The 26,460-nt window shown below is 68.5% G+C and carries 23 protein-coding genes; 14 read left to right on the top strand and 9 right to left on the bottom strand.

Going from position 1 to position 26,460, the window contains the following annotated elements; all coding sequences use genetic code 11:
- Together O3Q52_RS19190 and O3Q52_RS19185 are read left to right on the top strand one after the other, a co-directional pair.
- Positions 1 to 717: hypothetical protein (locus O3Q52_RS19190; RefSeq protein WP_269650008.1), on the top strand; the 717-nt coding region annotated here is incomplete at its 5' end.
- Positions 718 to 1,210: 493 nt separating this feature from the next.
- The gene (locus O3Q52_RS19185) at positions 1,211 to 1,843 is read left to right on the top strand and encodes an HAD family hydrolase (protein ID WP_269650007.1); all 633 of its coding nucleotides are present in this window, start codon (positions 1,211 to 1,213) and stop codon (positions 1,841 to 1,843) included.
- Between the two features lie 87 nt (positions 1,844 to 1,930).
- On the opposite strand, the gene O3Q52_RS19180 is transcribed toward O3Q52_RS19185, so the two are convergent.
- On the bottom strand, positions 1,931 to 2,179 hold the full coding sequence (locus O3Q52_RS19180) for a hypothetical protein (protein ID WP_269650006.1): 249 nt from the start codon (positions 2,177 to 2,179) through the stop codon (positions 1,931 to 1,933).
- Between the two features lie 247 nt (positions 2,180 to 2,426).
- Between O3Q52_RS19180 and O3Q52_RS19175 the strand changes: the two genes are divergently transcribed.
- On the top strand, positions 2,427 to 4,043 hold the full coding sequence (locus O3Q52_RS19175) for a recombinase family protein (protein WP_269650005.1): 1,617 nt from the start codon (positions 2,427 to 2,429) through the stop codon (positions 4,041 to 4,043).
- A 421-nt stretch (positions 4,044 to 4,464) separates the two neighbouring features.
- Here O3Q52_RS19175 and O3Q52_RS19170 read toward each other — a convergent pair whose 3' ends face one another.
- Entirely contained in the window at positions 4,465 to 4,848 is a 384-nt protein-coding gene (locus tag O3Q52_RS19170; protein WP_269650004.1) for a DUF6415 family natural product biosynthesis protein, read from the bottom strand.
- Positions 4,849 to 4,965: 117 nt separating this feature from the next.
- Between O3Q52_RS19170 and O3Q52_RS19165 the strand changes: the two genes are divergently transcribed.
- The 3 genes from O3Q52_RS19165 to O3Q52_RS19155 all read left to right on the top strand — a co-directional run bounded on the left by O3Q52_RS19165 (position 4,966) and on the right by O3Q52_RS19155 (position 7,712).
- The gene (locus O3Q52_RS19165) at positions 4,966 to 6,117 is read left to right on the top strand and encodes a helix-turn-helix transcriptional regulator (protein ID WP_269650003.1); all 1,152 of its coding nucleotides are present in this window, start codon (positions 4,966 to 4,968) and stop codon (positions 6,115 to 6,117) included.
- 494 nt (positions 6,118 to 6,611) lie between these two features.
- A complete protein-coding gene (locus O3Q52_RS19160) occupies positions 6,612 to 7,166 on the top strand; it encodes a recombinase family protein (RefSeq protein WP_269650002.1) in 555 nt (184 codons plus the stop codon).
- 162 nt (positions 7,167 to 7,328) lie between these two features.
- Positions 7,329 to 7,712 carry a cold-shock protein gene (locus tag O3Q52_RS19155; RefSeq protein ID WP_269650001.1) on the top strand — a complete coding sequence of 128 codons (384 nt, stop codon included), beginning with the start codon at positions 7,329 to 7,331 and terminating at the stop codon, positions 7,710 to 7,712.
- 136 nt (positions 7,713 to 7,848) lie between these two features.
- On the opposite strand, the gene O3Q52_RS19150 is transcribed toward O3Q52_RS19155, so the two are convergent.
- The 4 genes from O3Q52_RS19150 to O3Q52_RS19135 all read right to left on the bottom strand — a co-directional run bounded on the left by O3Q52_RS19150 (position 7,849) and on the right by O3Q52_RS19135 (position 11,654).
- A complete protein-coding gene (locus tag O3Q52_RS19150; RefSeq protein WP_269650000.1) occupies positions 7,849 to 8,748 on the bottom strand; it encodes a 1,4-dihydroxy-6-naphthoate synthase in 900 nt (299 codons plus the stop codon).
- Positions 8,738 to 9,499, bottom strand: coding sequence for a futalosine hydrolase (locus O3Q52_RS19145; protein ID WP_269649999.1), 762 nt, complete (start codon positions 9,497 to 9,499; stop codon positions 8,738 to 8,740). Before O3Q52_RS19145 ends, O3Q52_RS19150 begins: the two co-directional genes overlap by 11 nt.
- 19 nt (positions 9,500 to 9,518) lie before the next feature.
- Positions 9,519 to 10,007: a hypothetical protein gene (locus tag O3Q52_RS19140; protein WP_269649998.1), complete on the bottom strand. Its 489-nt coding sequence runs from the start codon at positions 10,005 to 10,007 to the stop codon at positions 9,519 to 9,521.
- 225 nt (positions 10,008 to 10,232) lie between these two features.
- Positions 10,233 to 11,654: an MFS transporter gene (locus O3Q52_RS19135; RefSeq protein ID WP_269649997.1), complete on the bottom strand. Its 1,422-nt coding sequence runs from the start codon at positions 11,652 to 11,654 to the stop codon at positions 10,233 to 10,235.
- Between the two features lie 476 nt (positions 11,655 to 12,130).
- On the opposite strand from O3Q52_RS19135, the gene O3Q52_RS19130 reads away from it, so the two are divergent.
- The 4 genes from O3Q52_RS19130 (at position 12,131) to O3Q52_RS19115 (ending at position 18,830) form a co-directional block, all read left to right on the top strand.
- Positions 12,131 to 13,054: a DUF3027 domain-containing protein gene (locus O3Q52_RS19130; RefSeq protein ID WP_269649996.1), complete on the top strand. Its 924-nt coding sequence runs from the start codon at positions 12,131 to 12,133 to the stop codon at positions 13,052 to 13,054.
- A gap of 469 nt (positions 13,055 to 13,523) precedes the next feature.
- Entirely contained in the window at positions 13,524 to 16,700 is a 3,177-nt protein-coding gene (locus O3Q52_RS19125) for a sacsin N-terminal ATP-binding-like domain-containing protein (protein WP_269649995.1), read from the top strand.
- A 233-nt stretch (positions 16,701 to 16,933) separates the two neighbouring features.
- On the top strand, positions 16,934 to 17,713 hold the full coding sequence (locus O3Q52_RS19120; protein WP_269649994.1) for a calcium-binding protein: 780 nt from the start codon (positions 16,934 to 16,936) through the stop codon (positions 17,711 to 17,713).
- Between the two features lie 187 nt (positions 17,714 to 17,900).
- Entirely contained in the window at positions 17,901 to 18,830 is a 930-nt protein-coding gene (locus O3Q52_RS19115; RefSeq protein ID WP_269649993.1) for a hypothetical protein, read from the top strand.
- 265 nt (positions 18,831 to 19,095) lie between these two features.
- On the opposite strand, the gene O3Q52_RS19110 is transcribed toward O3Q52_RS19115, so the two are convergent.
- Positions 19,096 to 21,504, bottom strand: a complete 2,409-nt coding sequence (locus O3Q52_RS19110; RefSeq protein WP_269649992.1) for a cation-translocating P-type ATPase — start codon at positions 21,502 to 21,504, stop codon at positions 19,096 to 19,098.
- A gap of 236 nt (positions 21,505 to 21,740) precedes the next feature.
- Positions 21,741 to 22,016 (bottom strand): DUF2530 domain-containing protein, encoded by a 276-nt coding sequence (locus tag O3Q52_RS19105; RefSeq protein ID WP_269649991.1) that lies wholly within the window; start codon positions 22,014 to 22,016, stop codon positions 21,741 to 21,743.
- Between the two features lie 187 nt (positions 22,017 to 22,203).
- Between O3Q52_RS19105 and O3Q52_RS19100 the strand changes: the two genes are divergently transcribed.
- A complete protein-coding gene (locus O3Q52_RS19100) occupies positions 22,204 to 23,655 on the top strand; it encodes an NCS2 family permease (RefSeq protein ID WP_269649990.1) in 1,452 nt (483 codons plus the stop codon).
- Between the two features lie 84 nt (positions 23,656 to 23,739).
- Here the strand turns inward: O3Q52_RS19100 and O3Q52_RS19095 are convergent, their stop codons facing one another.
- Complete coding sequence (locus O3Q52_RS19095) at positions 23,740 to 23,922, bottom strand: hypothetical protein (RefSeq protein ID WP_055616674.1); 183 nt, start codon at positions 23,920 to 23,922, stop codon at positions 23,740 to 23,742.
- A gap of 155 nt (positions 23,923 to 24,077) precedes the next feature.
- Here O3Q52_RS19095 and O3Q52_RS19090 point away from each other — a divergent pair, with 155 nt between their 5' ends.
- The 3 genes from O3Q52_RS19090 to thpR form a co-directional block, all read left to right on the top strand.
- Complete coding sequence (locus O3Q52_RS19090; protein ID WP_055616675.1) at positions 24,078 to 24,515, top strand: MarR family winged helix-turn-helix transcriptional regulator; 438 nt, start codon at positions 24,078 to 24,080, stop codon at positions 24,513 to 24,515.
- Between the two features lie 60 nt (positions 24,516 to 24,575).
- Positions 24,576 to 25,925, top strand: a complete 1,350-nt coding sequence (locus tag O3Q52_RS19085) for an MFS transporter (RefSeq protein WP_332112922.1) — start codon at positions 24,576 to 24,578, stop codon at positions 25,923 to 25,925.
- Between the two features lie 120 nt (positions 25,926 to 26,045).
- On the top strand, positions 26,046 to 26,460 hold a 415-nt coding region (gene thpR, locus O3Q52_RS19080; protein ID WP_269649989.1), incomplete at its 3' end, for an RNA 2',3'-cyclic phosphodiesterase.

Genomic DNA, 26,460 nt, shown 5'->3' with positions numbered 1-26,460 from the left:
GAGCCGCGGTCCGAGCGCTTGCGCCGGGTCGTTCCCCGCCCGCGCCCCTCAGAGCCGGACGTTCCCGCGACGGCCGACTCCGCGCCCTCCCCGCCGCACCTCGCGAGCACGGAGGAACTCGGGTCCGGACAGCCCGACTGGTGGCGGGTGGAGAGCAGCCCGTTCGGGTCGGTGGACAGCGTGCCCGGGTTCACCGGCGGCATCGAGATCCCCGAACTGCTCAAGCCGCCGCCCCGGAAGACGGACGAGACGGACGAGCCGGACCCGAAGCCCGCGGCGCCCGTCGTACCCGCGGCACCCGTCGAGGCGGCCGAGGCGGACACGGCGGCCGGGAAGAAGACCCGCCGTTTCGTCCCCCGGCTGCGCCCCGTCGGCGGCGGCTGGACGAACCCCCTGCTGCTGCTCGCCGCCGCCCTGCTCGTCGCGGGCGCCGCCATCGGCAACCTCGTGATGCTCGGCCTCGGCTGGCTCATCGCCTACCTCTCGCGCCGCCTCAGCCCCACCGAGCCGAAGTGGGCCGTCCTCGGCGTCCCCGGCCTGGTCGCCACCGCGGGCATCGTCTGGCTCTGGGGCCGTACGGAGGGCCGCTGGGGCACACCCATCGCGGACGGCCGCATGAACGACGCGGTCGCCGAGACCTGGCCCTGGGTCCTGCGCGGCGCGGCCATCGCTTCGGCGCTGTACCTGGTGTGGAGGTCGCAGCGCCGGAGGTCGTAGTGGTACGCCCCTTTCCGTGCTCAACGCAGGTTGGCGGCCGGTGCCGATTCGAACCCGGGCTGCGGGTTCTCCCGCAATGCGGACACCAATGCAGCAGTCAACGTCGCGGCAGGACAGGTCGAAAGACCCGCACCCCAACGGGCGCGTGCCGGAGGGGCAACATCGCGCCAGCGGTCGAGTGCCCGTGAACCTCAGCCCATCTGGGTTGGAATCCCCCTCTTCTGAGAGGGGGAGGATGTCAATGCTGCCACCAGCTCTGGCTCGGGCTCGCGCCCGACAGTCCGGTTCCTGTACGTACGGGTCAGTTCCCGCGCCGACAGCCTGATCCTCGCCAGGCGGCCAGTTCGCACCGCTCGGCTGAGTGTATGTGGCCGGTCGGAGTTGTTCGTCGGCTGCGGGTGGGTGGGGGCTGGTCGCGCAGTTCCCCGCGCCCCTAAAGGGGGGCGCTGATGCTCACCGGAGCATCACGGGAGGGCCATCTTTGCTGGGCACAATGGTCCATATGACTTCTCGTGTGCTGACCGTCGGCTTCGATCTCGACATGACCCTCATTGACTCCCGGCCCGGTATCCACGCCTGCTACCAGGCACTTTCCGCGAGGACCGGGACGTACATCGATGCCGATCTGGCCATCACGAGGCTCGGGCCGCCGCTCGCGGAGGAGCTGGTGAACTGGTTCCCGGCCGAGCAGGTCGAGGCCGTGGCGGACGTCTACCGGGAGATGTACCCCACACACGCCATCGCCCCGACGCCCGCGATGGCCGGCGCCCGTGAGTCCATAGCGGCGGTACGGGAAGCGGGCGGCCGGGCCATCGTCGTCACCGCAAAGTACGAGCCGAATGCCAAGCTGCATCTCAGCCACCTCGGCATCGAGCCCGACGCCGTCATCGGCGGCCTGTGGGCCGAAGGCAAGGCGGAGGCCCTGCGCGAGTACGACGCGGGCATCTACGTCGGCGACCACACCGGCGACGTACGAGGCGCCCGCACCGCCAACGCTCTGTCCGTAGCGGTGGCCACGGGCCCGTGCGACGCGGAGGAACTGCGTGCGGCGGGAGCGGACGTGGTTCTCACGGACCTGACGGAGTTCCCGAGTTGGCTGGCCGGGTACACGGAGGCGCCCCTTTAGGGGCGCGGGGCTGCAGACATATGCGGCTCCGCCGCGTGGGCGCGAACAGCCCCCACCGGCCTCGCGGCCGACGAACGGCCAAGAGGTTCAGGAACCCTCGCGCGCCCGCCGACGCCCACTGGCAATCGACTGGAACACCCCCGCCCCCGCGATGAGGAATCCAACCCCCATCAACATGCTCAACCCGAACATGTAGGTAGGAAAGGGCGTCGTACCCAGCAACAGTGGGGCAACGGTGACCAGTGTGGCCAAGGCACCGACGAAGAACACGATGGCCCCGGCACGGATCAGTCCGTCTCCGGCCGCGGCGGAATTCGTTTGGGTTTTGTCACGCACCCGACCAGGGTAGTTCCCTGCGCGGAGGAACAATCCGGCGACGTCTTGTCAGCAGCCGCCGGACCATTAGCCTTGGTACCGGCCGGTCCGACGACCCGCTGTAGTGCTATACGGACCCGTTTCCCGAGCAGTTTCAGCCGCAGTTTTCAGACGCAGTTTCCCGACGAGTCCGAGTACGAGGACAGACGTGCCTACCGGCAAGGTCAAGCCAGTTACCTAGGCACACAGAGAGCGCTACGCTCCCCCCATGACTCCTGGTCTGCGCTACCTCGCCTGTCTCCGCCTGTCTGCCGACTCGGACGGCTCGACGTCCATCGAGTGGCAGCGTGGCGTGATCCGACACCACGTCAGCTCTCCGCTCCTGTCCGGCGTCCTGGTGGGGGAGGCAGAGGACACGGACGTCTCAGGCTCCATCTCGCCCTTCAAGCGTCCGAGACTCGGTAGGTGGCTGACGTCCCGAGCCGATGAGTTCGACGTGATCATCGCGGCCAAGATGGACAGGCTTACCCGACGCTCGATGCACTTCAACGAACTCTTGGAGTGGGCACAGGAGAACGGCAAGTTCATTGTCTGTGTAGAGGAAGGGTTCGACCTCTCGACTCCTCAAGGCAAGATGATGGCCCGTATGACTGCCGTCTTTGCTGAGGCCGAGTGGGACACCATTCAGGCACGCATCCTGAACGGCGTACAGAGCCGCCTAGAGAACCGTTCATGGCTTACGGGAGCACCTCCCACCGGCTACCGCATCAAAGCCGTAGAGGGAGGCAAGAGGAAGGTTCTGGAGATTGACCAGGACTTCCACCCTTACGTGGAAGAGATCTTCTCTCGTGTCCGTGAGGGTCAGTCCACACACAGGATTGCCCGAGACTTCAACGGCCGTGGCGTACTCACATGGGGAGACCATCTCAGGAAGTTGAAGGGAGAGGAAACCAAGGGAACTCAGTGGCAATCGACCATCATCAATAAGTTCATCCGGTCCTCTTGGGTCCCTGGTATCTACGCCTATAAAGGGGAGGCTGTTTTGGATGACCAGGGAGAGCCGGTCATTCTCCCTGAAAAGCCTCTCACGTCCATGGATGAATGGACGGATTTGGTGGACAGGATTAAACCGGCTCCCAAGCCTGTGGGAACGGAAAACCGTACCGGCGCTAAAAGCCTGCTTGCCGGTATTGCTCGGTGCGGTAACTGTGGAGCGCCGGTTACTTCTCTCCTGAATTCCGGGCACACCAGGAAAGACGGAAAGCGAATTCCCGGACACCGGTATTACCGCTGCTCCAATAAGTTCAAGGGCGGAGCGTGCACACAGGGTCTCTACGTCCGTGCTGATCTCCTGGACACGTGGGTTGACCAGGAGATTCGGGGGAGTGTAGGCGCGTGGGACATGTACGAGCGAGCCGGTACCGGACCCTCTCAGGCAAGGGAACTCCAGTCAGCTAGGGCACGCCTGGAAAAGCTGGAAGCTGACTTCCTGGCAGGGGAGTACGACGGAGAGGGACAGGAAGAGTCCTACCGCCGTATGCATAAGGGTCTGTCGGCAAAGGTTGCTCTCCTGGCTAAGCAGGAAGAGGAAAGGGCTAACCCGACTCTCAAGGCAACGGGAAAGAAGTACGGGGAAGTCTGGGAAGCCAAAGACCAGGAAGACCGTAGGGAATTCCTGCGGACTTACCAAGTAAAGGTCTGGGCTTGGGATAAGGGAGCGGAAGAGAATGACCGGGGAATGGTCATGGATCTGGGAGATATTCAGACCATGGCAAATGAACTGGCGCTTTCACGCCCCGGCAAGAAAGGTAAGATGACTAGGCTAGTGATTAGCCATAACGTACCTGAAGAATACCGATGGAAGGCATTGGGATTCGCTCGATAAGGGAACACGCAAAGAAAAGGCTCCGCTGAATAGCGGGGCCTTATTCTTTTTCTGAATTGTTTATGAATTCGACCCCCCTATCATTAACGATTCAATAACAATTGAGGGTGCCCTAGTCTTCCGATTTCCTAGGGCTTCCTAGGAGTTGGGCAGTAGCCGGAAGGCACCCTAGGAAGCTCTGTACGGCTCTAGGACTCCTTACGTCATTCGGCATCAGGGGAAGTCAGCTTGGCCACCAGGACGCGCGCCAGAATGCGAATAGGGGCTTCGTCAGGCTCCACCAGGTCGGCGTGTTCACGATGAGCCCATACCGTCCAACCGGGGCCGCTCATGCCGAGTTCGTGAGCTACGGCTACGGCTGCCGCGTCATCAGGGTCTGTGATCAGTCCATCGCAGTACCGGCAGACGTGCAGTGCTGGAGTCACTCCGCACACCCGAGATTGACGTAGTGGTCGGCAAGGGCTCTGACGGACCGTGCGAGCCTCTGAGCGTGCGCTACGCCCGCCGGAAGCGTCGCGTTGGAGGGTTCCAGGCGCAGCCTCATACGAGCCTCTCCAATGCACGCCAGAGCGCATGCGCGCGGTACGTCGTCATCAGGGAGCTTTCCGGCTGCTGTCTCTACATCCGGGATGGCCACCATGATCTGTCCCCGGAGTAGGAGAGTCAGGTTCTCCAGCTCTTCCAGGGAGGGGAGTTCAGCGTTCTCCGCCAGTAACCGAGTGGCTGTCTCGCGCATCGTCGGCACATCGAGCGGCACGTGTTCGGGCTTGCTGTCGGTGCCACGGTCGGCGGTACGGTGCGCCATGTCGGCTCCTGTGGTCGGGCGGTTTCGCGTCTGTCCACCCAACCGATTCACTGACGCCATAGGGCAGTTGACCAGCGTTGACTAGGATGAGCGTCAACAGTCAACGGGAGCCGCACCATGAACGACTTCGGGACAGAGGTACGGAGCGCACTCAAGGCGCAGGGCAAGAGCCTCAGAGGTGCAGCCAAGGAATTGCACTATGACGTTGCCTATCTGAGCCGCGTACTCAATGGGAAACAGGCTCCCTCACCCGAGTTGATCCAAGCTGTCAATGAGTTCCTTGGTCTGTCACTCGAAGTAGATGACGCCACGTCCTATGACGATGAGATGGACGCATGGGAACTTGCCCGACGCGTACAGGCAAGCGACGTAGGAAACGCCACCCTTGAGCGTCTAGAGCGTGCCTTTGATGGTCTGGCCATGGCTTATCCCAAAGCCAAGCCGGAAGACTTGCTGAGGCAGGTACGCAAGCACTCCGGTTACGTTGTGAAGCTCTTGGACGGTAAGAAGACCCTGTCTGAGCACCGACGCTTGTTGGTTATCGGCGGTTGGCTTTCTCTGCTTGGGGCAACTGTCCATATCGACCTGATGCAAGACGATGCCGCTACGGCTCGACTGGAGACAGCAGCAACGCTTGCCAGGGAAGCCGGGCATCCTGAGATTGAGGCATGGTGTTTCGAGACTGAGGCTTGGAGACTGCTTACCGATGGGGATTACGTCCAAGCCGTTGACCTCTCCCGAGCCGCACAGGAGATAGCTCCCGCTGGTTCCTCTGGGCTCATTCAGGCAACAGCACAAGAGGGCAGAGCGAACGCACGGCTAGGTAACGCCACTGAGACGTACTCAGCCATTGAGCGGGTACAGGGTCTCTCTGCCGCTATCGGCTCTCCTGATACGCCAGAGCATCACTACCGGTACGACCCTGCTAAGGCTCTGTCCTATACGGCTACAACCCTTGCTTGGCTTGGTGATGCGGCAGCAGAGCCATACGCCAGAGAAGTAATCAAGAGGCTGAGTCCTGGTGAGGATGTAAGCCAGTGGCCTAGGCGTGTGGCCTCAGCGAATATCGATCTGGCTCTAGTGCTACTCAAGGGGGACCGGCTAGACGAAGCGTGCGACTCGGCGCAGAAAGCCATTCTGTCCGGCCGTGTAGTCCCTTCTAATCACTGGCGTGCCCTGGAAGTCGTCAAGGCTGTTGAGGCTAAGCAACTGCCAGAGAGTACAGACCTGCGAGAGGCGTACCAGGGACTCAAGGCCATCGAATCGTAGCCTCGCCAGAACAGTAGTAACTCCCTGGGTGGTAACTACTTCTAGTCGAGACATGTACGGAACTACCCAGAAAAGCAGGAGTCACAGTCGGGATTCCTTTGAAATGCATATACAGTAGCCTTATTCAATTGCGAAAGAAAGGGAATTGCGTACCCCGAGCCGGCTTGGGTATTACATATTCGTCGCTGCGTGCTGCCGTTTCGTCGCCCATGCGGTCAACGGCGTTCAGGTCAACGGGTGTCATTCCCATGACTCTCTCCTCTGCTCTGTCTCATCTGTCCGACTCCTCTCCTCTGTCTTCCATTGTCCCAGTTCTGTAGCGAGCTTTGTAGCGTCTCGCAAACGGTTTGTGAGACTGTCCGGCGAGACGGCTCCCGGACCCTGTTCGGGTGTTCAAAACCCGTCTCATAACCCCTCTCGATGTCTTGATGTTTTGAGACGAGTTATGAGACACTTCTGATGTCGGCAGGGGACACCAGGGAGGGGAACGGATCATGGCGGTCATCGGGTACAAGCGAGTCAGTACGAACGCTCAGGACGCTCAGCTTCAACAGGACGCACTGACTGCGGCCGGTTGCTCGAAGATCTACGAGGACAAGGCTTCCGGGAGGAACACGGAGCGCCCTGGTCTTCTCTCTGCTCTCGACTATGCCCGCGAGGGAGACGCCCTCTGCGTCTGGAAGCTTGACCGGTTGGGCCGTTCAACTAAGGACGTGCTGACGATTGCTGAGGATCTGCACTCCCGTGGAATCGCGCTCCGCATCCTCACAGGAACTCTCGCCGGTAACTACTCGCCCAAGGGGGAAGGCAAGTTCTTCTTTACGATGATGGTTGCCTTTGCTGAGCTTGAGCGAGACATGATCGTTGAGCGCACTCGCGCTGGTCTGGACGCTGCCAAGGCTCAGGGTCGTACCGGTGGACGTCCCACCGTCATCACTGAGGACGTGCTGACTGTGGCCAAAGCCCGTAAGGCCAAGGGGGAGAGTGTCAGTGCCATTGCCAAGGCTCTCGGCGTCTCCCGTGCCACCCTGTACCGGCACATTGGGTAGCCCCTCACACTTCCCCCACCACTTTGAGCCTCTGCCGACACAGGCAGGGGCTCAGCCTCGTTTTAAGGCGTGTTGGGTTGGAGAGACCCCCGGTAAGGTGTTTCGACGGCAGTTCAAAGGCGTCCGGGGTCCAGTCCGGGAGTGATCGAGGGAGTGTGTGCTTTGCCGACTGGCAAGGTCAAGTGGTTCAACAGCGAGAAGGGCTTCGGCTTTCTCTCCCGCGACGACGGCGGCGACGTCTTCGTTCATTCCTCGGTCCTGCCCGCCGGAGTCGATGTTCTCAAGCCGGGTCAGCGCGTGGAGTTCGGCGTGGTCGCCGGACAGCGCGGTGACCAGGCGCTTTCGGTGACGATCCTGGACCCCACCCCGTCCGTCGCGGTCGCCCAGCGCCGTAAGCCGGACGAACTGGCGTCCATCGTGCAGGACTTGACGACCCTTCTCGAAAACATCACGCCGATGCTGGAAAGGGGCCGCTACCCCGACAAGGCCTCCGGCGCGAAGATCGCAGGCCTGCTCCGCGCGGTGGCGGACCAACTGGACGTCTAGGGGACCTCTTTCGCAGGCGCCCCGCGCCCCTTCAGGGGCGCGGGGCTGCAGACATATGCGGCTCCGCCGCGTGGGCGCGACCAGCCCCCACCGGCCCGCACCCACAATCCGGACCGGGCCACCCCATCACCCTGGTTCAGGGAAACGAAAGCGCGTCCGGCGCAAGAGCCGGCACCAGCCCCTCGGCCGCCGCCCGCGTCAACAGCCCCCGGACCGCCGCGTACCCGTCCTCGCCGAGGTCGGCCGTGAACTCGTTGACGTACAGCCCGATGTGCTGGTTCGCGACGGAGACGTCCATCTCCTGGGCATGCTCCATGACGTACGCCCGAGACGCCTCGGGATCGTCCCAGGCGGCCCGCACCGACGTACGGGCGGACTCGGCGAGCAGCCGCAACGTGTCGTCGCCCAGCGACCGCTTGGCGATGATCGCGCCGAGCGGGATCGGCAGCCCCGTCGTCGACTCCCAGTGCTCACCCATGTCCGCGAGCTTGTGGAGCCCGTAGTTCTGGTACGTGAAGCGTGCCTCGTGGATCACGAGCCCCGCGTCGACCTTGCCGTCCCGTACCGCCGGCATGATCTCGTGGAACGGCATGACGACGATCTCGCCGACCCCGCCGGGCACGATGTCCGCGGCCCACAGGCGGAACAGCAGGTAGGCGGTCGACTTCTCGCTCGGCACGGCGACCGTGCGGCCGGTGAGGTCCATGCCGGGCTCCCGGGTCAGCACCAGCGGCCCGCAGCCCCGCCCCAGCGCGCCCCCGCAGGGCAGCAGGGCCCACTCGTCCAGGACGTACGGCAGGACGGCGTACGACACCTTCAGGACGTCGAACTCGCCGCGTTCCGCCATGCCGTTGGTGATGTCGATGTCCGCGAAGGTCACGTCCAGCGCGGGCGCGCCCGGGACCCGGCCATGGGCCCACGCGTCGAAGACGAAGGTGTCGTTCGGACAGGGCGAGTACGCGATCTTCAGCGGCTCGGTGCTGCCGGTGCCGGTGCCAGTACCGGAGGCGGTCTCGGTCTCATTCTCAGCGTTCATGTGGATTCCAACTCTCCAATGCGGGCGCGAGCTTCCCGAACGCCCCGGTGAGTGCCGCGAGGGCGTCCCCGATCCGCCAGGCGGCACGGTCGCGGGGCCCGACGGGGTTGGACACGGCACGGAGCTCCAGCACGGGCACACCGTGCGCGGCGGCCGCCTCCGCGACTCCGAACCCCTCCATCGCCTCGGCGAGCGCTCGTGGATGGCGCCGGCGCAGTTCGGCGGCGCGTGCGGCGCTTCCGGTCACGGTGTTGACGGTGAGAACGGCTCCGGTACGCGCTCCGGTGACGTCCGCGACCGCTCGTACGAGTGATTCCGGCGGACGGTGGGTGACGGCCCCGAAGCCCAGTTCGGTGACCGGGACGAATCCGTCCGCGGTCTCGGCGCCGAGATCCGCCGCGGTGATCTCGTCGGCGAGGACGAGCGACCCGACGGGCGCCCCGGGCTGGAAGCCGCCCCCGATACCGGCGGAGACGACCAGGTCGTACGGCCCGGAGGTCCGGTCATCGGTCTGTTCATCGGTCTGTTCGTTCAGGGCGGCTGCTGTGAGCGCGGCTGCGGTTGCCGCGGCGGCTGCCGCCGGGCCCACGCCCGCGGCGAGCAGATCGAAGACGATCGGGCCGCCCCCAGCGGGCGCCACCTGGCTCAGTGTCGCCCCCGGAATCGCGTACTCCAGGGCGGCCGAGGGCGCGAACGCCGCGGCCACCGCGTCCCGTTCGACGAGGACCGCGGTGGCTACGAGGACACGCATGCGCGGCGGATCAGGCGGCTCAAGCGTCGGCGTTCTCGAGCTTGAAGTTCCAGACGCCCGCGAACTTCGAGTCGGCCTTGTTCTGCTGGACGATGCTGATGTTCAGCGTCTTCGGCGCGGGCTGGCCCTGCTGGCTCGCGAAGAGGTCGACGCCCTCGAAGGAGTAGTACGTCTTCTTGAACGGGTCGGTGACGCGCTGACCGTTGATCCACAGGGCCCAGCCCTCGTCGGCGATCTCCGGGTCGACACCGATCCGCAGCGTCTCACCCTGCGGGACGCTGATCGTGTCGGAGGCCTTCTTGACGGCGCACTTGGTGGCTTCCGCGCGGCCGATGTTGTCGCCGTCCTTGTAGCACTCGGCCTCGGTGCTGACCGAGTCGTTGCCGATCGTGACGGTGGCCATCGGCGTCGGCTTGTCACAGGCGGACAGGACGAGAAGTCCGGCGGAAACGGCGCCTGCGGCGGCGACGGCGCGGCGACGGCGCGCGAGGGGACGCTGGGAGCTCATGCCCGAAGGCTATCGGGCGGTCCCGGCACCCCACCTACGCGGGTGGGCTACGCGGCGCGCCGCACTCGTCCTCAAGCGCCGGACGGGCTGGGGGGCGGGTCCGTGACGAGAGGTGCGGGCCCGTCGTGGCTGGCCGCGCAGTTCCCCGCGCCCCTAAAGACTGCGCAGTTCCCCGCGCCCCTAAATGACCGTGCTGTTCCCCGCGCCCCTTCAGGGCTGAGCCCCTCACGCCACCCGCGCGTGCTGTCGCCCCCCGCGGTGGGCCGCGCTCAGCAGCCCCCGCACCGTGGTGAGCCAGCCGACGGCGACGATCGCGGCGGCCACGGACAGGCCCAGCGTGCCGTTGAGCGGCAGCGCGATGCCGATCGCCCCACCGACCACCCACGCCATCTGCAGGATCGTCTCCGAGCGGGCGAACGCGGACGTCCGGACCAGTTCCGGCACGTCCCGCTGGATCAGCGCGTCCAGCGACAGCTTGGACAGCGCCTGCGCGAACCCGGCGAACGCGGCCAGTATCGCGACAAGGATCACACCGAAGAACACCGCGGCCGTGATCGCGACACCCAGCACCACCGCGATCACCGTCACGATGATCAGCTCCGGGGACCGGGTTCTCAGCGCCGCCCCGACCGCCGTGCCGAGCGCGTTGCCCGCTCCCGCCGAGACACCCACTATCCCCAGCGAGACCGCCGCACTCGCACCGGCCAGCGGATGCTCGCGCAGCAGGAACGCGAGGAAGAAGATCAGGAACCCGGAGAGACACCGCAGCGACGCGTTCGCGGCGAGCGCGTGCGTGACCGCCGTGCCGACCGTACGCAGCCCCGGCCGCTTCGGCGGCTTCAGGTGCGGACCGTGCAGGTGCTGCTCGTCCGCGGCGAGCAGGGCCTTGTCCTCGCCCTTGGCCGAGTCGACCTTGTGGGGGAGCTGGAACGACAGGAACGTACCCGCCACGAAGATCACGAAGGCGCCGTAGAGCGGATAGCGCGGCCCGAGCGCCTGCAGTCCGGCCCCGATCGGGGCGGCCACACCGGTGGCGAGGAGGCCACCCAGGGTGACCCGTGAGTTCGCCTTCACCAGGGAGAACGCGGGTGGCAGGAGCCGGGGCACCACGGCGCTTCTGACCACGCCGTACGCCTTCGACGCCACCAGGACGCCGAGGGCCGCCGGATAGAGCTCGATGCTGCCCGTGACGACCGCGCTCGACAGCAGCAGGGCCATGAACGCGCGGGCGATGAACGCGCCCGCCATCGCGGCGCGGCGGCCGTGCGGGAGGCGGTCCAGGAGCGGCCCGATGACCGGGGCGAGGAGTGCGAACGGGGCCATCGTGATCGCGAGATAGAGCGCCACGCGGCCGCGGGCCTCGTCCGTCGGCACCGAGAAGAAGACCGTGGAGGCGAGCGCGACGGTGATCATCATGTCGCCGGCGCCGTTCACCCCGTGCAGCTCGATCAGCTTGCCGAGGCCCGACTCGCCCGCGCCGTGCGCGTGTGTCGCCTTTCTGATGCCCCTCGCCGTTCCCGTGAACGGCAGGTGCAGGGCACGCCCGACGGAACGGACGGCCCCGCGAACCGGGCCCGATCCGCTCGTTCGTCCCGCCCCGGCCCCACCGATCCCGGTGGCACCATGGGGCGACCTTGCGGCTGCCACTCCGCAATAGTGCCCCGAGAACGGCGCATGTAGCGCGGTTACCGCGCGTATAGGGGCTGAGTGGACGCTGTGAGTTCGCCGCTGAGCGGCAGGTTTCCGGGGTTTGTGGAGCCGCTCCGGAAGGGCGGACGGGCGGGAATCGGCCACGAAGAGGCGAAGAACAGCCTGTCAAGTGGGCGGAGCCGTCCAGCGAGGAGCGGGCAAAGCGCCCATCGCGGAGCCCGCAAAGGCCACGCCGAGGAGCGGCGAAGAGACCGCGGTGTAGGCCAAGCGCCGACGAGACGGTAGCGTGCGTAGCGCGCCCGCGGCGGTTGTTCTCGGCCGCGCGCCTCTCGGCCATCCCGCAGAATGGATGACGTAGGTGCGCCCGAGTGCGATCGGGCGCGGACGTCGACGCGGCCCTCCGGTCCGCTCCGTCCGCACCCCCGTCGAGGGACGGCGCACTCGTGAGACGGCGTAGGAGAGAAGCGATACCTGTGAGCGCGACAACGCGAAGCCGAACCCCCGACCGTCTGTGCGCCGAGGCCGTCGACCTCGCCCGGGCCGCCGCCGAGGAGGCCGCCGTACCCGGCGTCGTCGGGGAGCACGCGGGGATGGTCAGCGAAGGGGATCGCGTCGTCACGCACTTCTTCGAGTGCAAGGACCTGGGCTATCGCGGATGGCGCTGGGCCGTGACCGTGGCCCGGGCCTCGCGGGCGAAGCTCGTCACCCTCGACGAGACGGTTCTGCTGCCGGGACCGGACGCGTTGCAGGCCCCCGAGTGGGTGCCGTGGAGCGAGCGGCTCCGGCCCGGGGACATGGGTCCGGGGGACCTTCTGCCCACGGACGCGGAGGATCTGCGCCTGGAGGCGGGGTTCTCCGGCGAGGACGAGCCCGCGCCGAACTCGCCGATCTCCGAGGAGATGGCCGAGCTCGTGGAGGCGGAGGACGCCGAGGTCACGGCCGGGACGCCGGCCGCGCTGCCGGCCGTGCCGACCCGAGGGTCGATCGCCTCCGTCGCCGAGGAGCTCGGGATGCGGCGGGCGCGGGTGCTCTCGCGGTACGGACTGCATGTCGCCGCCGACCGCTGGGAGGAGTCGTACGGGCCCAAGACGGCGATGGCCCAGGCCGCTCCCGCCACCTGCGTCAGCTGTGGCTTCCTGAATCCCATCGGGGGCTCGCTCGGGCAGGCGTTCGGTCTGTGCGCGAATGAGTTCTCGCCGGCGGACGGGCGTGTGGTGTCGCTGTCGTACGGGTGTGGCGGCCATTCCGAGGCCGCGGTCATGCCCAAACCGCCGCGGCCTGCGCCGCCCGTGATCGATGAGACCCGGGTGGACCCGTTCCCCCTGCGTCCGTCGCCGGACTCGGGGTCCGTGTCCGTCGGCCCGGACGAGTCCACGGCGGAGTTCGGCCACTCCTGAGCTGCCGCCGGCTCGCTGTTGAGTGCGGGTTGCCCGTGGCTGGTCGCGCAGTTCCCCGCGCCCCTGGGTGGGTGGGGGTCGGTGTGATGTGTCGGGTGCGGGTGCGTTTGGGCTGAGCGCGCAGTTCCCCGCGCCCCTGAAGACGAAAAGCCAGGGGCGCAGCCCCGCTTTTCAGGGGCGCGGGGAACTGCGCGAGCAACCCCCACCGGGCGCGCGGAGAGTCCATAACATCAGCCACCCACCCCCAGGGGCGCGGGGAACTGTGCGAGCAACCCCCACCGCCCCGCGGTGAACCCACGACATCAGCCACCCACCCACCCAGGGGCGCGGGGAACTGCGCGGCCGGCCATAGGCAGCCCGCACCAAGTACCCACCCCACCCGCCGAGCCCCCTGCAAGGGACCCGCGCGGTACCTTCGTGCCGCGACCGAGCCACCGCGTGCGGCCGTACGACGTAAGGGAGAGTAACCGTGAGCAAGTTCGTGCGGCCGGCTGCCGAGGGCGCGGATCCGTTCGGGACGGCGCGGCTCCGGCGCGGGGTGCTGGACGCCTGGGCGACGAGCCCGGCGCGGTTCCGCGAGGACGCCAACGCCGAGGAGGACCTGGTCCTCGGCGGATACCGGGACCGGCTGGTGGTCGAGCTCGCACAGAACGCCGCCGACGCCGCCGCCCGGGCCGGAGTGCCCGGCCGGCTCCGGCTCACCCTCCGCGACGGCGTCCTCGTCGCCGCCAACACGGGCGCCCCGCTGGACGCGACGGGCGTCGAGTCGCTCTCCACGCTGCGCGCCTCCGCCAAGCGGGACGACACCGACAGCGCGGTCGGCCGGTTCGGCGTCGGCTTCGCGGCCGTGCTCGCCGTGACCGACGAACCGGCCCTCGTGGGGCGGCACGGAGGCGTCCGCTGGTCTCTCGTCGAGGCCCGCGAACTCGCCACCGACATCGCCCGCCACAGCCCCGGCCTCGGCGACGAAGTGCGGCGCCGAGACGGCCATGTGCCGCTGCTCCGGCTGCCGTTCGCGGCCGAGGGCACCGCCCCGGACTCGTACGACAGCGTCGTGATCCTGCCGCTGCGGGACGCGGCGGCCGAGGATCTCGCCGAGCGGCTCCTCGGCGGTGTCGACGACGCGCTGCTGCTGGCCCTGCCCGGGCTCGCGGAAGTCGTCGTGGAGGCGGGGGACGGCAGCGTACGGACCATCCGGCGCCGCGCCGACGCGGAGAGCGGCGATGTGGTCGTCGAGGACTCCCGTGACGGTACGACCCGCTGGCGTACCGTCTCCGCGCACGGCGCCCTGGAGCCCGCGCTGCTCGCCGACCGGCCCGTCGAGGAGCGGCTGCGCCCCCACTGGTCGGTCACCTGGGCCGTCCCGGTCGACGCCGACGGCACCCCGGCCAAGCCCCGCACCAGCCCCGTCGTGCACGCGCCCACGCCCAGCGACGAACCCCTGGGCGTGCCCGCGCTGCTCATCGCCTCCCTCCCGCTCGACACCACCCGCCGCCATGCCGCCCCCGGCCCGCTGACCGACTTCCTGATGCAGCGCGCGGCGGACGCGTACGCCGGACTGCTGGCCGACTGGCGGCCGGTGACCACCGGGATCATCGGTCTCGTGCCGGGCTCGCTCGGCAAGGGCGAGCTCGACGGGACCCTGCGCCAGGCGATCCTCGACCGGCTGCCGCGTACCGCCTTCCTGCCGCCCGCGGTCGAGCCGACCGGCGATGACGACGACGACTCCGGCCTTCCGGAAGCCCTGCGGCCGCGCGACGCCGAGGTCGTGGAGGGGGCGGGCGCCGAGACCGTGCAGGTCCTCGCCGAGGTGCTGCCCAGTCTGCTGCCCGCCGGGCTCGAACGGCGGGCGGAGCTGCGGACGTTGGGCGTCGCGCGCGTGCCGCTGACCGAGGCGATCGACCGGCTGGCCGGACTGGAGAAGGACCCGCAGTGGTGGCGGCGGCTCTACGACAGCCTCGCCGGCGTCGACCCGGACCGGCTGACCGGGCTCCCGGTGCCGCTCGCTGGGGGCACCTCCCAGGCGTTCAGCTCTGGGGGAGGGCGTACGACGATCGGGCCCCGGCAGGTCCTGCTGCCCGCCGCGGACGGTGAGCGGGCCACCCCGGAGGCCCTCGTGCGCCTCGCCCGCCTCGGCCTCAAGGTCGCCCACCCGGACGCCGCCCATCCGCTCCTGGAGAAGCTGGGCGCCCTGCCCGCCACCCCGCGTGCCGTCCTCACCACCCCGCAGGTCCGCGCGGCCGTCGCCGCCTCCCTCGACGACGACGGCGGCGCCTGGGACGAGGACGCCCCGGACGCCGAGGAGCTGGCCGACACCGTCCTCGCGCTCGTCCGCGACGCGGGCCTCGAACCCGGCGACGAACCCTGGCTCGGCGCCCTCGCCCTCCCCGACGAGGAGGGCGAACTCGCCCCGGCCGGCGAACTCGTCCTCCCCGGCAGCCCGTTCGCCCAGGTGATGCGCGAGGACGAACTCGCCTCCGTGGACACCGAGTTGGCCGAGCGCTGGGGCGAACAGCCGCTCGCCGCCTGCGGGGTGCTGGCCAACTTCACCCTCGTACGCGCCACGGACGTGGTTCTCGACCCCGACGAACTGGAGCCGCGGGAAGGGGAGTTCGCCGAGCCCGACGATGCGGGGCTCCTCGACGCCGTGGACGTGTGGTGCGAGGACGTACTGGACCGGCTGCCCGACTCGCCGGTGCCGCCCGTCGCCACGGAGCTCGTCGCCGTACGGGACCTCGACCTCGTGGACGAGGACCGCTGGCCCGAGGCCCTCGCCCTGCTCTCCCGCCCGCCGCTGCGGGACGCCCTCACCCAGCCGGTCCGCATCCTGCTGCCCGACGGGACGCACGAGATCGTCCGCCCGTACACCGCCTGGTGGCTGCGCGGGAACCCGGTCCTCGACGGCCGCCGCCCGGCCGGCCTGCGCGCCGAGGGCGGCGACCCGCTCCTGCACGGCCTGTACGACGCCGCCGACGCCTCCGGCTTCAACGACGAGCAGGTCCTGCGGGCCCTCGGCGTCCGGACCTCCGTCGCCGCCCTCCTCGCCGAACCGGGCGGGGCCGCCGAGCTCCTCGACCGTCTCGCCGACCCCGACCGTGAGGTCTCCTCGGCCCAACTGCACGCCCTCTACAGCGCGTTGGCCGACCTCGACCCCGAACAGGTCACCCTGCCCGACGAGTTGCGGGCCGTGGTGGACGGCCGGGTGACGGTCGTGGACGCGGCCGACGCCGTGGTCGTCGACTCGCCCGACCTGCTGCCCTTCACCGCCGGCACCCCGCTGCTCCCCGTCCGCCCGTCCCGCGCCGCCGACCTCGCCGAGCTGTTCCAGGTCCGGCGGCTGAGCGAGTCCGTGACCGGCGAGGTCACGAGCGAGGGCGTCGAGCACGAGGTCCCGGAGTCCGTACGGGTCCTGCTGGGCCCCTCGACGCCCTCGACGTACGTCGAGCACGAGGAGCTCTTCGTCGACGACACCGAACTCGACTGGCGCCGCACCCGCGACGGCGTACTGCACGCCGCCACCGTGGAGGGCGTCGCCGCCGGCCTCGCCTGGGCGGCCGGTCAGTGGCCGCGCCGCTTCGAGGTCGGCGCCCTGCTGGAGGACCCGTCCAGGACGGAGGAACTGGCACGGGACCGCTGGTTCGACTGAGGGGACCGGGGCTCGGAGGTTCGGCAGACGGGCTCCGGCCCGGAGGTTCGGCAGGGGCGCCTGGGGCCACTGATGTGATCTGGGCAACATAGGCACCAGAAGTTCACAACTCGTACAACCTTTCGTTCCCTTCGTGGATCTGATCACCGCGAGCCCTCGGGCTCCGCAGTCTCAATGACCGGACCTCGCGTGACATGACTTCGCCGCGAGGTCCCTCTCCACGTGGGGAACGCATGCGTATACGTGCCACCCTGGGCGTCGTCACCGGTGCCCTGGCCCTGTCCGTCCTCGCCGTGCCGGCCGCCCAGGCCGACGACTCGGCGGGCGACACCAAGATCTCGAACGTCGTTGTGAACGGCGGCAAGGACGTCGTCGGCGGCGCGACCGGGAAGAAGACCTTCACGGTCTCCTTCACCGCCACGGACGACTCGGGCATCGACTGGGCCCAGGCGATCCTGTACCACGGCGCGGACATCGAGTCGTCCGACAGCGGCGCCGTCGCCAACAGCAGCGACGGCCGCGCCACTTGCACCGAGGTCAACGCCACGACCTCGACCTGCAAGTCGAGCTTCACCCTCGAGTCCGGCGCCAACCTGATCAACTCGGTGGCCGGCGGCTGGAAGGTCTGGGCGCTCGCCGCGGGCGTCGACGCCGACTACGTCCAGAAGGACAACGCCAAGGGCTTCAAGGTCAAGCGAGCCTCCAAGCTGACCGTCAACGCCTCCCCGGAGCCCGTGAAGAAGGGCAAGACCATCACGGTCAAGGGCAACCTGACCCGTGCCAACTGGGACACGGGCAGGTACGCGGGCTACACCACCCAGTCGGTGAAGCTCCAGTTCAAGAAGAAGGGCACGACGACCTACAAGGACGTCAAGTCGGTCAGGTCCGGTTCGGCCGGTGCCCTGAAGACCACGGTCACGGCCTCGGTCGACGGCTACTACCGCTACAACTTCGCGGGTACGACGACGACTCCGGCGGTCGCGGCCGCGGGTGACCTCATCGACGTGCAGTAGGCCCCTCGGGTGTGTGGGGGTGAGTGGTGAAGATGACCTTGGTCACGTGTACGCAAAAGATTCACCTCGCGTACAACCATTCACCCCCGTCACGCATCTGATCACTCGGGTCAACAGACTCTTGATCACTTCGGCCCCGACGTGAGGACGAATGCCGTCCGGGGCCCTTTCTCCATCAGGGGAACGCATGCGTATACGTGCCACCGTGGTCGCCGTCACCGGCGCCCTGGCTCTCTCCGCCTTCGCCGTTCCGGCCGCACAGGCCGACGACTCCGCCATCTCGCGCGCGGACGTCGCGAAGGTGCTCGACTCCGCCCACGCCACCTCCGGCAAGAGCGGCGCCCGTATCGCCGCCGCCGAGGCCGACGCGCCGTACGCCCTCGACGCCAGCTTCTCGAACGTGAAGGTCAACGGCGGCAAGGCGATCGTCGCCGGCACCAGCAAGCAGGTCACCGTCCCGACGACGTTCACGCTGACGCACGGCGCCGACGTGGACATCGCCGCGGCCGACTTCGTCGTCGACCTGGAGATCTACCGCGGTTCCTACGAGTCGCCGGACAACTACCTGTTCGGCGACCTGTACCCGACCTGCACGCCGGTCTCCGCCACGGTCGCGTCCTGCAAGGGCACGATCGACGCCCGTCCGGGCGACGGGGAGCTGCTCAACTCCGACGCCGGTACGTGGAACGCCAACGCCTTCGCCGTCGCCTTCAACGGCCAGGACCCGTCCGCCGACGACTTCGACATCACCAAGGTCGGTGTCGCCGACTTCGCGAAGGTCGGCACCACCAAGGTCCAGCGCTTCTCCAAGCTGACCGTCAACGCGTCGCCGGAGCCCGTGAAGAAGGGCAAGACCATCACGGTCAAGGGCAACCTGACGCGGGCCAACTGGGAGACCAACAAGTACGCGGGCTACACCGTCCAGTCGGTGAAGCTCCAGTTCAAGAAGAAGGGCACGTCCACGTACGTGGACGTCAAGACGGTCAAGTCCGGCTCGGCCGGCGCCCTGAAGACCACCGTCAAGGCTGCCGCCGACGGTTACTTCCGCTACAACTTCGCGGGCACGACGACCACTCCGGCCGTCAAGGCCGCGGGCGACTTCGTCGACGTGAACTAGCCCTTCCGCCTTACCGACCACTGGCCCCACGCCCTGACGGGTGTGGGGCCAGTGGCGTTGAGGGGCCTGGCGGGGGTGTGTTGTGGGTGCGGGCCGGCGGGGGCTGGTCGCGCAGTTCCCCGCGCCCCTGAAGACGAAAGGCAGGGGCTGCGCCCCGCGCTTTCGTCTTCAGGGGGCGGTAGCCCTTGCCTTTAAGGGGCGCGGGGAACTGCGCGACCAGCCCCCACTCACCCGCACCCCGCAAACTGACCGATCCGCCCACCCCCTACGCGGGAAAGCGGCGGTCGACCCACTTCCACACGAACTCCAACGCGGCCGAAGCCACCACCGCAATGCCGACGGCAGCCCACGGCATGGTCGTCCCGACCAGCTTCAGCGCGAAGAACTCCTGGAGCCACGGCACGACGAGCACGATGACGAACCCGAGCCCCATCGCGGCAACGAGCCCCACCCGCCACCACGTATAGGGCCGCGCGATGATGGCCAGCACCCACATCGCGATCAGGAACAAGGTCAGCGTCGCCGCACTGGTCTCGGCGTCCAACGCCCCTTCCCCGGTGTAGTAGTGCCGGGCAATCAGATACGTGGCGAACGTGGCGACCGCCGCCACAACGCCACCCGGAATCGAGTACCGCATCACCCGCCGCACGAAGTGGGGCCGAGCCCGCTCCTTGTTGGGCGCCAGGGCCAGGAAGAACGCCGGCACACCGATCGTCAGCGTCGACAGCAGGGTCAGGTGCCGCGGCAGGAACGGGTACTCCACCTGAGAGCACACCACCATCACCGCGAGCAGCACCGAGTACACGGTCTTGACCAGGAACAACGTGGCGACCCGAGTGATGTTCCCGATGACCCGCCGCCCCTCGGCGACGACGGACGGCAGGGTCGCGAAGCTGTTGTTCAGCAGCACGATCTGGGCGACGGCCCGGGTTGCCTCGGACCCGGACCCCATCGCGACTCCGATGTCGGCGTCCTTCAGGGCGAGCACGTCGTTGACGCCGTCGCCGGTCATCGCGACGGTGTGGCCGTGCGACTGGAGGGCGCCCACCATGTCCCGCTTCTGCTGCGGCGTGACGCGCCCGAACACCGTCCCCTCGTCCAGCGCCCTGGCCATCTCCTCCTTCTCGGTGGGCAGCCGCCGAGCGTCGACCGTGGCGGAGGCACCGGCCAGCCCGAGCTTGGCGGCGACCGCGCCGACCGACACCGCGTTGTCGCCGGAGATCACCTTGGCCCGTACGTCCTGCTCCTCGAAGTACCGCAGGGTGTCCGCCGCGTCGGGCCGCAGCCGCTGCTCCAGGACGACGAGCGCGGTCGGCCGGGCGCCCTCCTGGACCAGCGGATCGTCGAGTTCCTTGTCGGCCCGCGCCAGCAGCAGCACCCGCAGCCCCTGCTCGTTGAGCTGCTCGGTCTCGGCGAGGGCCGGGTCGTCGGACGGCAGCAGCACGTCCGGGGCGCCCAGCAGCCACGTACTCGACTCGCCGTCGCCCTCGCTGAAGGACGCCCCGCTGTACTTGCGCGCGGAGGAGAAGGGCAGCGCCTGGACGCAGCGCCAGTCCTCCTGGTCCGGGTAGGCGTCGATGATCGCCTGGAGCGAGGCGTTCGGCCGCGGGTCGGACTCGCCGAGGGCGCCCAGCACTTTACGTACGTACGACTCGTCGCTGCCGTTGAGGGAGCGCAGCTCGGTGACGTCCATGCCGCCCTCGGTCAGCGTGCCCGTCTTGTCGAGGCAGACCGTGTCGACGCGGGCGAGGCCCTCGATGGCCGGGAGTTCCTGGACGAGGCACTGTTTCCGGCCAAGCCGGATCACCCCGATCGCGAAGGCGACGGAGGTGAGGAGGACCAGCCCCTCCGGGACCATGGGCACGATGCCGCCGACGGCACGGGCGATGGATGCCTTGAGGTCGTCGTTCTTGACGACGAGTTGGGTGATGGCCAGGCCGATCGCGGCCGGGATCATCATCCACGTCACGTACTTGAGGATCGTGGAGATACCGGTCCGCAGCTCGGAGTGGACGAGAGTGAAGCGGCTCGCCTCCTCGGCGAGCTGCACCGCGTACGCCTCGCGCCCCACCTTCGTCGCGGTGAACGCGCCGCCGCCCGCCACCACGAAGCTCCCCGACATCACCTGGTCGCCGGGCTGTTTGACGACCGGGTCCGCCTCACCGGTGAGCAGCGACTCGTCGATCTCCAGACCGTCGGCCTCGACGCACTCGCCGTCCACGACGATCTTGTCGCCGGGCCCGATCTCGATGAGATCCCCGAGCACGATCTCGGAGGTGCCGACCTCGGCGGCGACCCCGTCCCTGCGGACGGTCGGCCGCGCTTCGCCGATCACCGCCAGCGAGTCCAGGGTCTTCTTCGCGCGCAGCTCCTGGATGATGCCGATCCCGGTGTTGGCGAGGATCACATAGCCGAACAGGCTGTCCTGGAACGGCGCGACGAACATCATGATCAGCCAGAGGACGCCGATGATCGCGTTGAACCGGGTGAAGACGTTCGCCCGGACGATGTCGGCCGTGGAGCGACTGCTGCGCACGGGTACGTCGTTGACCTCGCCCCGCGCCACCCGCTCGGCGACCTCGGCCGCGGTGAGGCCCACCGCCCTCGGCGCGGGGGCGGGTATGGGCTGGGGATGCACAGGGTCGAGTTCGGCGCCCGCGTCGATGTGCGTCATGCATCCGACGGTACGGGGGGATATACGGCTTCACCCGCCGAGTGCGGCAAAGATCCGACCAGGGGAGGAGCCGGAATGGTTCCGTAGTTGTACGGGGCGCTTCGCGGGGGTGCGGTCGTTCGTCTGCGGGTCGGTGGGGGTTGGTCGCGCCGTTCCCCGCGCCCCTGGGGGTGGGCGTCCGGTGTTGTGTGTCGGCCGACCGCCGGTGGGGGCTGGTCGCGCAGTTCCCCGCGCCCCTAAGGGGCGTCCGGGGCTGTGCTCGCCTCGTCCCTCTTCAGCGCCGCTTCGCGGCCCCTCACGTACCAGATGCCGATCAGACCGAGACCCGCGCCGGCCAGGCAGGTCCAGAGCCACCACAGGTGTCCGTGGTCGTCGAACCAGTTGTAGAAGGGGAGCTGTGCCAGGAAGAGGACGAACCAGAGGATCGTGCCACCCGTGATGGTGGCGACCACGGGACCCTCCAGGGGCTCCGGTGCCTCGTGTTTCGGGGATCCCGAAAAAAACCCTGCCATGGGGGACAGCTTACGAGGTGATCAGGACCATGCGCGGGCGGTCATGTCTACGCGCGGAGATAGCGCTCTCCGTGACGTATGTTCATACTGAAACTGTTTGCTTCTGGCCACTTCCGTTCGTATGAAACGCCAAATCACGAAACGCCACATGGACATCGGGGATGTCCGCCGGCGATGAGGTCCCCGCATGCCCACCTCGGCCCCCGCCAAGGCCTCCGCGCCCAAGCAGCCGGACCCCCGGTCCGGCTCCGGCGCGCTCGACCGCTGGTTCCGGATCTCGGAGCGCGACAGCACGCTGTCGCGCGAGATCCGCGGCGGTTTCGCCACCTTCTTCGCGATGGCCTACATCATCGTGCTGAACCCGATCATCCTGGGCAGCGCGAAGGACATGCACGGGCACCAGCTGGACAACGGCCAGCTGGTCACCGCGACCGCGCTGACGGCGGCGTTCACCACGCTCCTGATGGGCGTCATCGGCAACGTACCGATCGCGCTCGCCGCCGGTCTCGGCGTGAACACGGTCGTCGCGCTCCAGCTCGCGCCCCGGATGTCCTGGCCGGACGCCATGGGCATGGTGGTGCTCGCGGGGTTCGTGGTGATGCTGCTCGTCGCCACCGGTCTGCGTGAGCGCGTGATGAACGCCGTGCCGCTCGGCCTGCGCAAGGGCATCGCGATCGGTATCGGCCTGTTCATCATGCTGATCGGACTCGTCGACTCGGGCTTCGTCTCGCGCATCCCGGACGCCGCCCAGACGACCGTGCCGCTGCAGCTCGGCGGGACCGGTCACCTCGACGGCTGGCCCGTACTCGTCTTCGTGCTCGGCACGCTCCTCACGCTCGCGCTCATCGTGCGCAAGGTGCCGGGCGCGATCCTGATCTCCATCGTCGCCATGACCGTCGTCGCGCTCGTCATCAACACCGTCGCCACGGTGCCCTCCTGGGGTCTGACCACCCCGAAGTGGCCCGGCAACCCGGTCGCCAGTCCCGACTTCGGGCTCGTCGGGCAGGTCAGCCTCTTCGGCGGCTTCGGCAAGGTCGGCGTACTGACCGGTGTGCTGTTCGTCTTCACCGTGCTGCTGTCGTGCTTCTTCGACGCGATGGGCACGATCATGGGCATCGGCGACGAGGCGAAGCTGACCGACAAGAACGGCAACATGCCGGGCATCAACAAGGTGCTCTTCGTCGACGGCATCGCCGTCGCCGCGGGCGGCGCCACCTCGTCCTCCGCCACCACCTGCTTCGTGGAGTCCACGGCGGGCGTCGGTGAGGGCGCGCGCACCGGCTTCGCGAACGTCGTCACCGGCGCGCTCTTCGGCGTCGCGCTCTTCCTGACCCCCGTCGCCGCGATGGTCCCGTCCCAGGCCGCCACGCCCGCGCTGCTCGCGGTCGGCTTCCTGATCATGTCCGGCTCGATCCGCCAGATCGACTGGAGCGACCACACCATCGCGATCCCGGCCTTCGTGACGATGCTGATGATGCCGTTCACGTACTCGATCACGAACGGCATCGGCATGGGCTTCATCACGTTCGTCGTGCTGCGGCTGGCCGCCGGGCGCGGGCGGGACGTACCGGTCGCGATGTACGTGGTGTCGGCGGTGTTCGTCTTCTACTACCTGATGCCGGCGCTGGGCCTGACCTGAGCGCCGGCCCGGGCGCCGGATCCGCCCTGGGCCTCGGCCGGCTACGGGCTCACGCGACCCCGCAGAGCCGTCGGGCTCCCGGGCTCACGTGACCCCGTAGAACTTCTCCGTCTCCTCGACCGCGGTCTGGAACCGCTCGTCGAAGTCGTCGCGCACGAGCGTCCGGACGACGTAGTCCTGGACGCTCATTCCCCGTTTGGCCGCATGGTGCCGGAGCCGATCGAGCAGCTCCCCGTCTATCCGCAGGCTGAGCACACTGGTCCCCATGCGGTCGAGGGTTGCCGTATCCGGCCGGTCGTCGGGTCACTTTCCGGAGCGGTCTCACTCGTATGAGTGATGAAATGCGTCAGTGGCCCGTTTCACGGGCATCAGGCGTGCGCCCGGGTGGTCTTTAGCGAGAGTAATGAGTTATTCTAAGGAACATGCCTGACCTGACCCATGGCGACGACGTTGCCGCCGTGAACTCCCTGCGATCCGCCGTGATGCGCCTGTCACGTCGACTCAAGCACCAGCGGGTCGACGAGTCGCTGAGCCCGACCGAGATGTCGGTGCTCGGCACCCTCGCCCGCTGCGGCACGGCCACCCCGGGCGAGCTCGCCCGCAAGGAGCATGTGCAGCCGCCCTCGATGACCCGCATCGTGGCGCTCCTGGAGGCCAAGGGCCTGGTCAAGCTGGAGCCGCATCCCGAGGACCGGCGCCAGAAGGTCGTCACGCAGACCGAGCGGGCCGAGGCCATGCTCGACGAGAGCCGCCGCAAGCGGAACGCGTGGCTGGCCGGACTGGTCGACGGCCTCGACGAGGACGACTGGGCGAAGCTCCGCGAGGCCGCCCCCGTCCTGGAGAAGCTCGCACACCTGTAACCGCGCGCACCCGCACACCGCGCGCACCGAACCCACCCCCGTCCAAGGAGGCGAACGCCGTTGAGTACGGGACCCGGAGCAGACTCCGCCCCCGCACCTGCCGCCCACAACTCCCCGTCCGCTCCCAAGCCCCGCTCCTCGATGTTCAGCTCGCTGAAGATCAGGAACTACCGGCTGTTCTTCACCGGCCAGGTCGTCTCCAACACCGGCACCTGGATGCAGCGAATCGCCCAGGACTGGCTGGTGCTGAGCCTCACCGGCTCCTCCGCCGCCGTCGGTATCACCACGGCCCTGCAGTTCCTGCCGATGCTGCTCTTCGGCCTCTACGGCGGAGTCCTCGTGGACCGCCTCCCCAAGCGCCCGACGCTGCTGGCCACCCAGACCGCCATGGGCCTCACGGGCCTCGCGCTCGCCTTCCTCACCATCTCCGGTCATGTCCAGGTCTGGCACGTCTACGTCGCCGCCTTCGCCGTCGGCCTCGCCACGGTGATCGACAACCCGGCCCGGCAGTCCTTCGTCTCCGAGATGGTCGGCCCCGACCAACTGCAGAACGCGGTCAGCCTCAACTCCGCCAACTTCCAGTCCGCCCGCCTCGTCGGCCCCGCCGTCGCGGGTGTGCTGATCACGAGCGTGGGCACGGGCTGGGCGTTCCTGCTCAACGGACTGTCGTTCGTCGCGCCCATCGCCGGTCTGCTCCTGATGCGCTCCCGCGAGCTGAACCAGGTCGAGCGCACCCCGCGCGGCAAGGGCCAGCTCCGCGAGGGCCTGCGCTATGTCGCAGGCCGCCCGGACCTGATGTGGCCGATCATCCTCGTCGGCTTCATCGGCACCTTCGGCTTCAACTTCCCCGTCTGGCTCTCGGCCTACGCGGACGACGTCTTCCACGCCGGCGCGGGCGCGTACAGCCTCTTCAACACACTGATGGCCGTCGGTTCGCTCGCGGGCGCGCTCCTGGCCGCCCGTCGTGGCACGGCCCGGGCGCGCGTGCTGGTCGCGGCCGCCGTCGCCTTCGGCGTCCTGGAGATCGTGGCCGCCCTGGCCCCGTCCTACTGGCTGTTCGCCCTGCTCATGGTCCCGATCGGGATCGCCGGCCTCACCGTCAACGTCACGGCGAACACCGCGGTCCAGATGGGCACCGACCCGGCCATGCGCGGCCGCGTCATGGCCCTGTTCATGATGGTCTTCATGGGCGGTACGCCACTGGGGGCGCCCGTCGTCGGCTGGATCACGGACGCCTACGGTCCCCGGGTCGGCTTCGCCATCGGCGGAGTCGTCTCGGCGCTCGCCGCGGTCACCGTCGGCCTGGCCCTGGCCCGCGTGGGCGGCCTGCGCCTGTCGGTGGGCTGGCACCACGGCCACCCGCAGGTCCGCTTCGTCCCGAGGGAACGGGCGCTGGCGACGGCAGCCTGAACCCTCCGCCGGGAGCGCGCCATTTGTCTGCGGGTCCATTGTGGCCGGTCGCGCCCACCCGGCGGAGCCGCGTATCGATGCAGCCCGTGCCCCTTACGGGCCGCCTGGCAGGGTAACGGCATGAGACTCTTCGCCGCCGTGCTGCCCCCGGAGAACGTGACCGCCGAACTCGCCTCGGTGGTGGACGAGTTGAGGAACCTGCCCGGGGCCGACCGCGGGCTGCGCTGGACGGGCCGGCCCGGCTGGCACTTCACGCTCGCGTTCTACGGAGAGGTCGACGAGGAACTCGTACCGGATCTGTCCGCCCGGCTTGAGCGCGCGGCGCGGCGGACCGATCCCTTCCCGCTCTCGCTGCGGGGCGGCGGCCGTTTCGGGGGCCGCGCGTTGTGGGCGGGCGCCGCGGGGGACGTACGTACGTTGCGGCTGCTCGCCGAGCGGGCGGGGGCGGCGGGGCGCAAGGCCGGGGTGGAGGGGGAGGAGCACCGGCGGTACCGGCCGCATCTCACGCTGGCGCGGAGCCGGGAGGAGACGGACT

This window comes from Streptomyces sp. ActVer (assembly GCF_027270795.1).
GTDB lineage: Bacteria > Actinomycetota > Actinomycetes > Streptomycetales > Streptomycetaceae > Streptomyces > Streptomyces umbrinus_A.
This window is presented reverse-complemented; position numbering and strand designations above follow the sequence as displayed.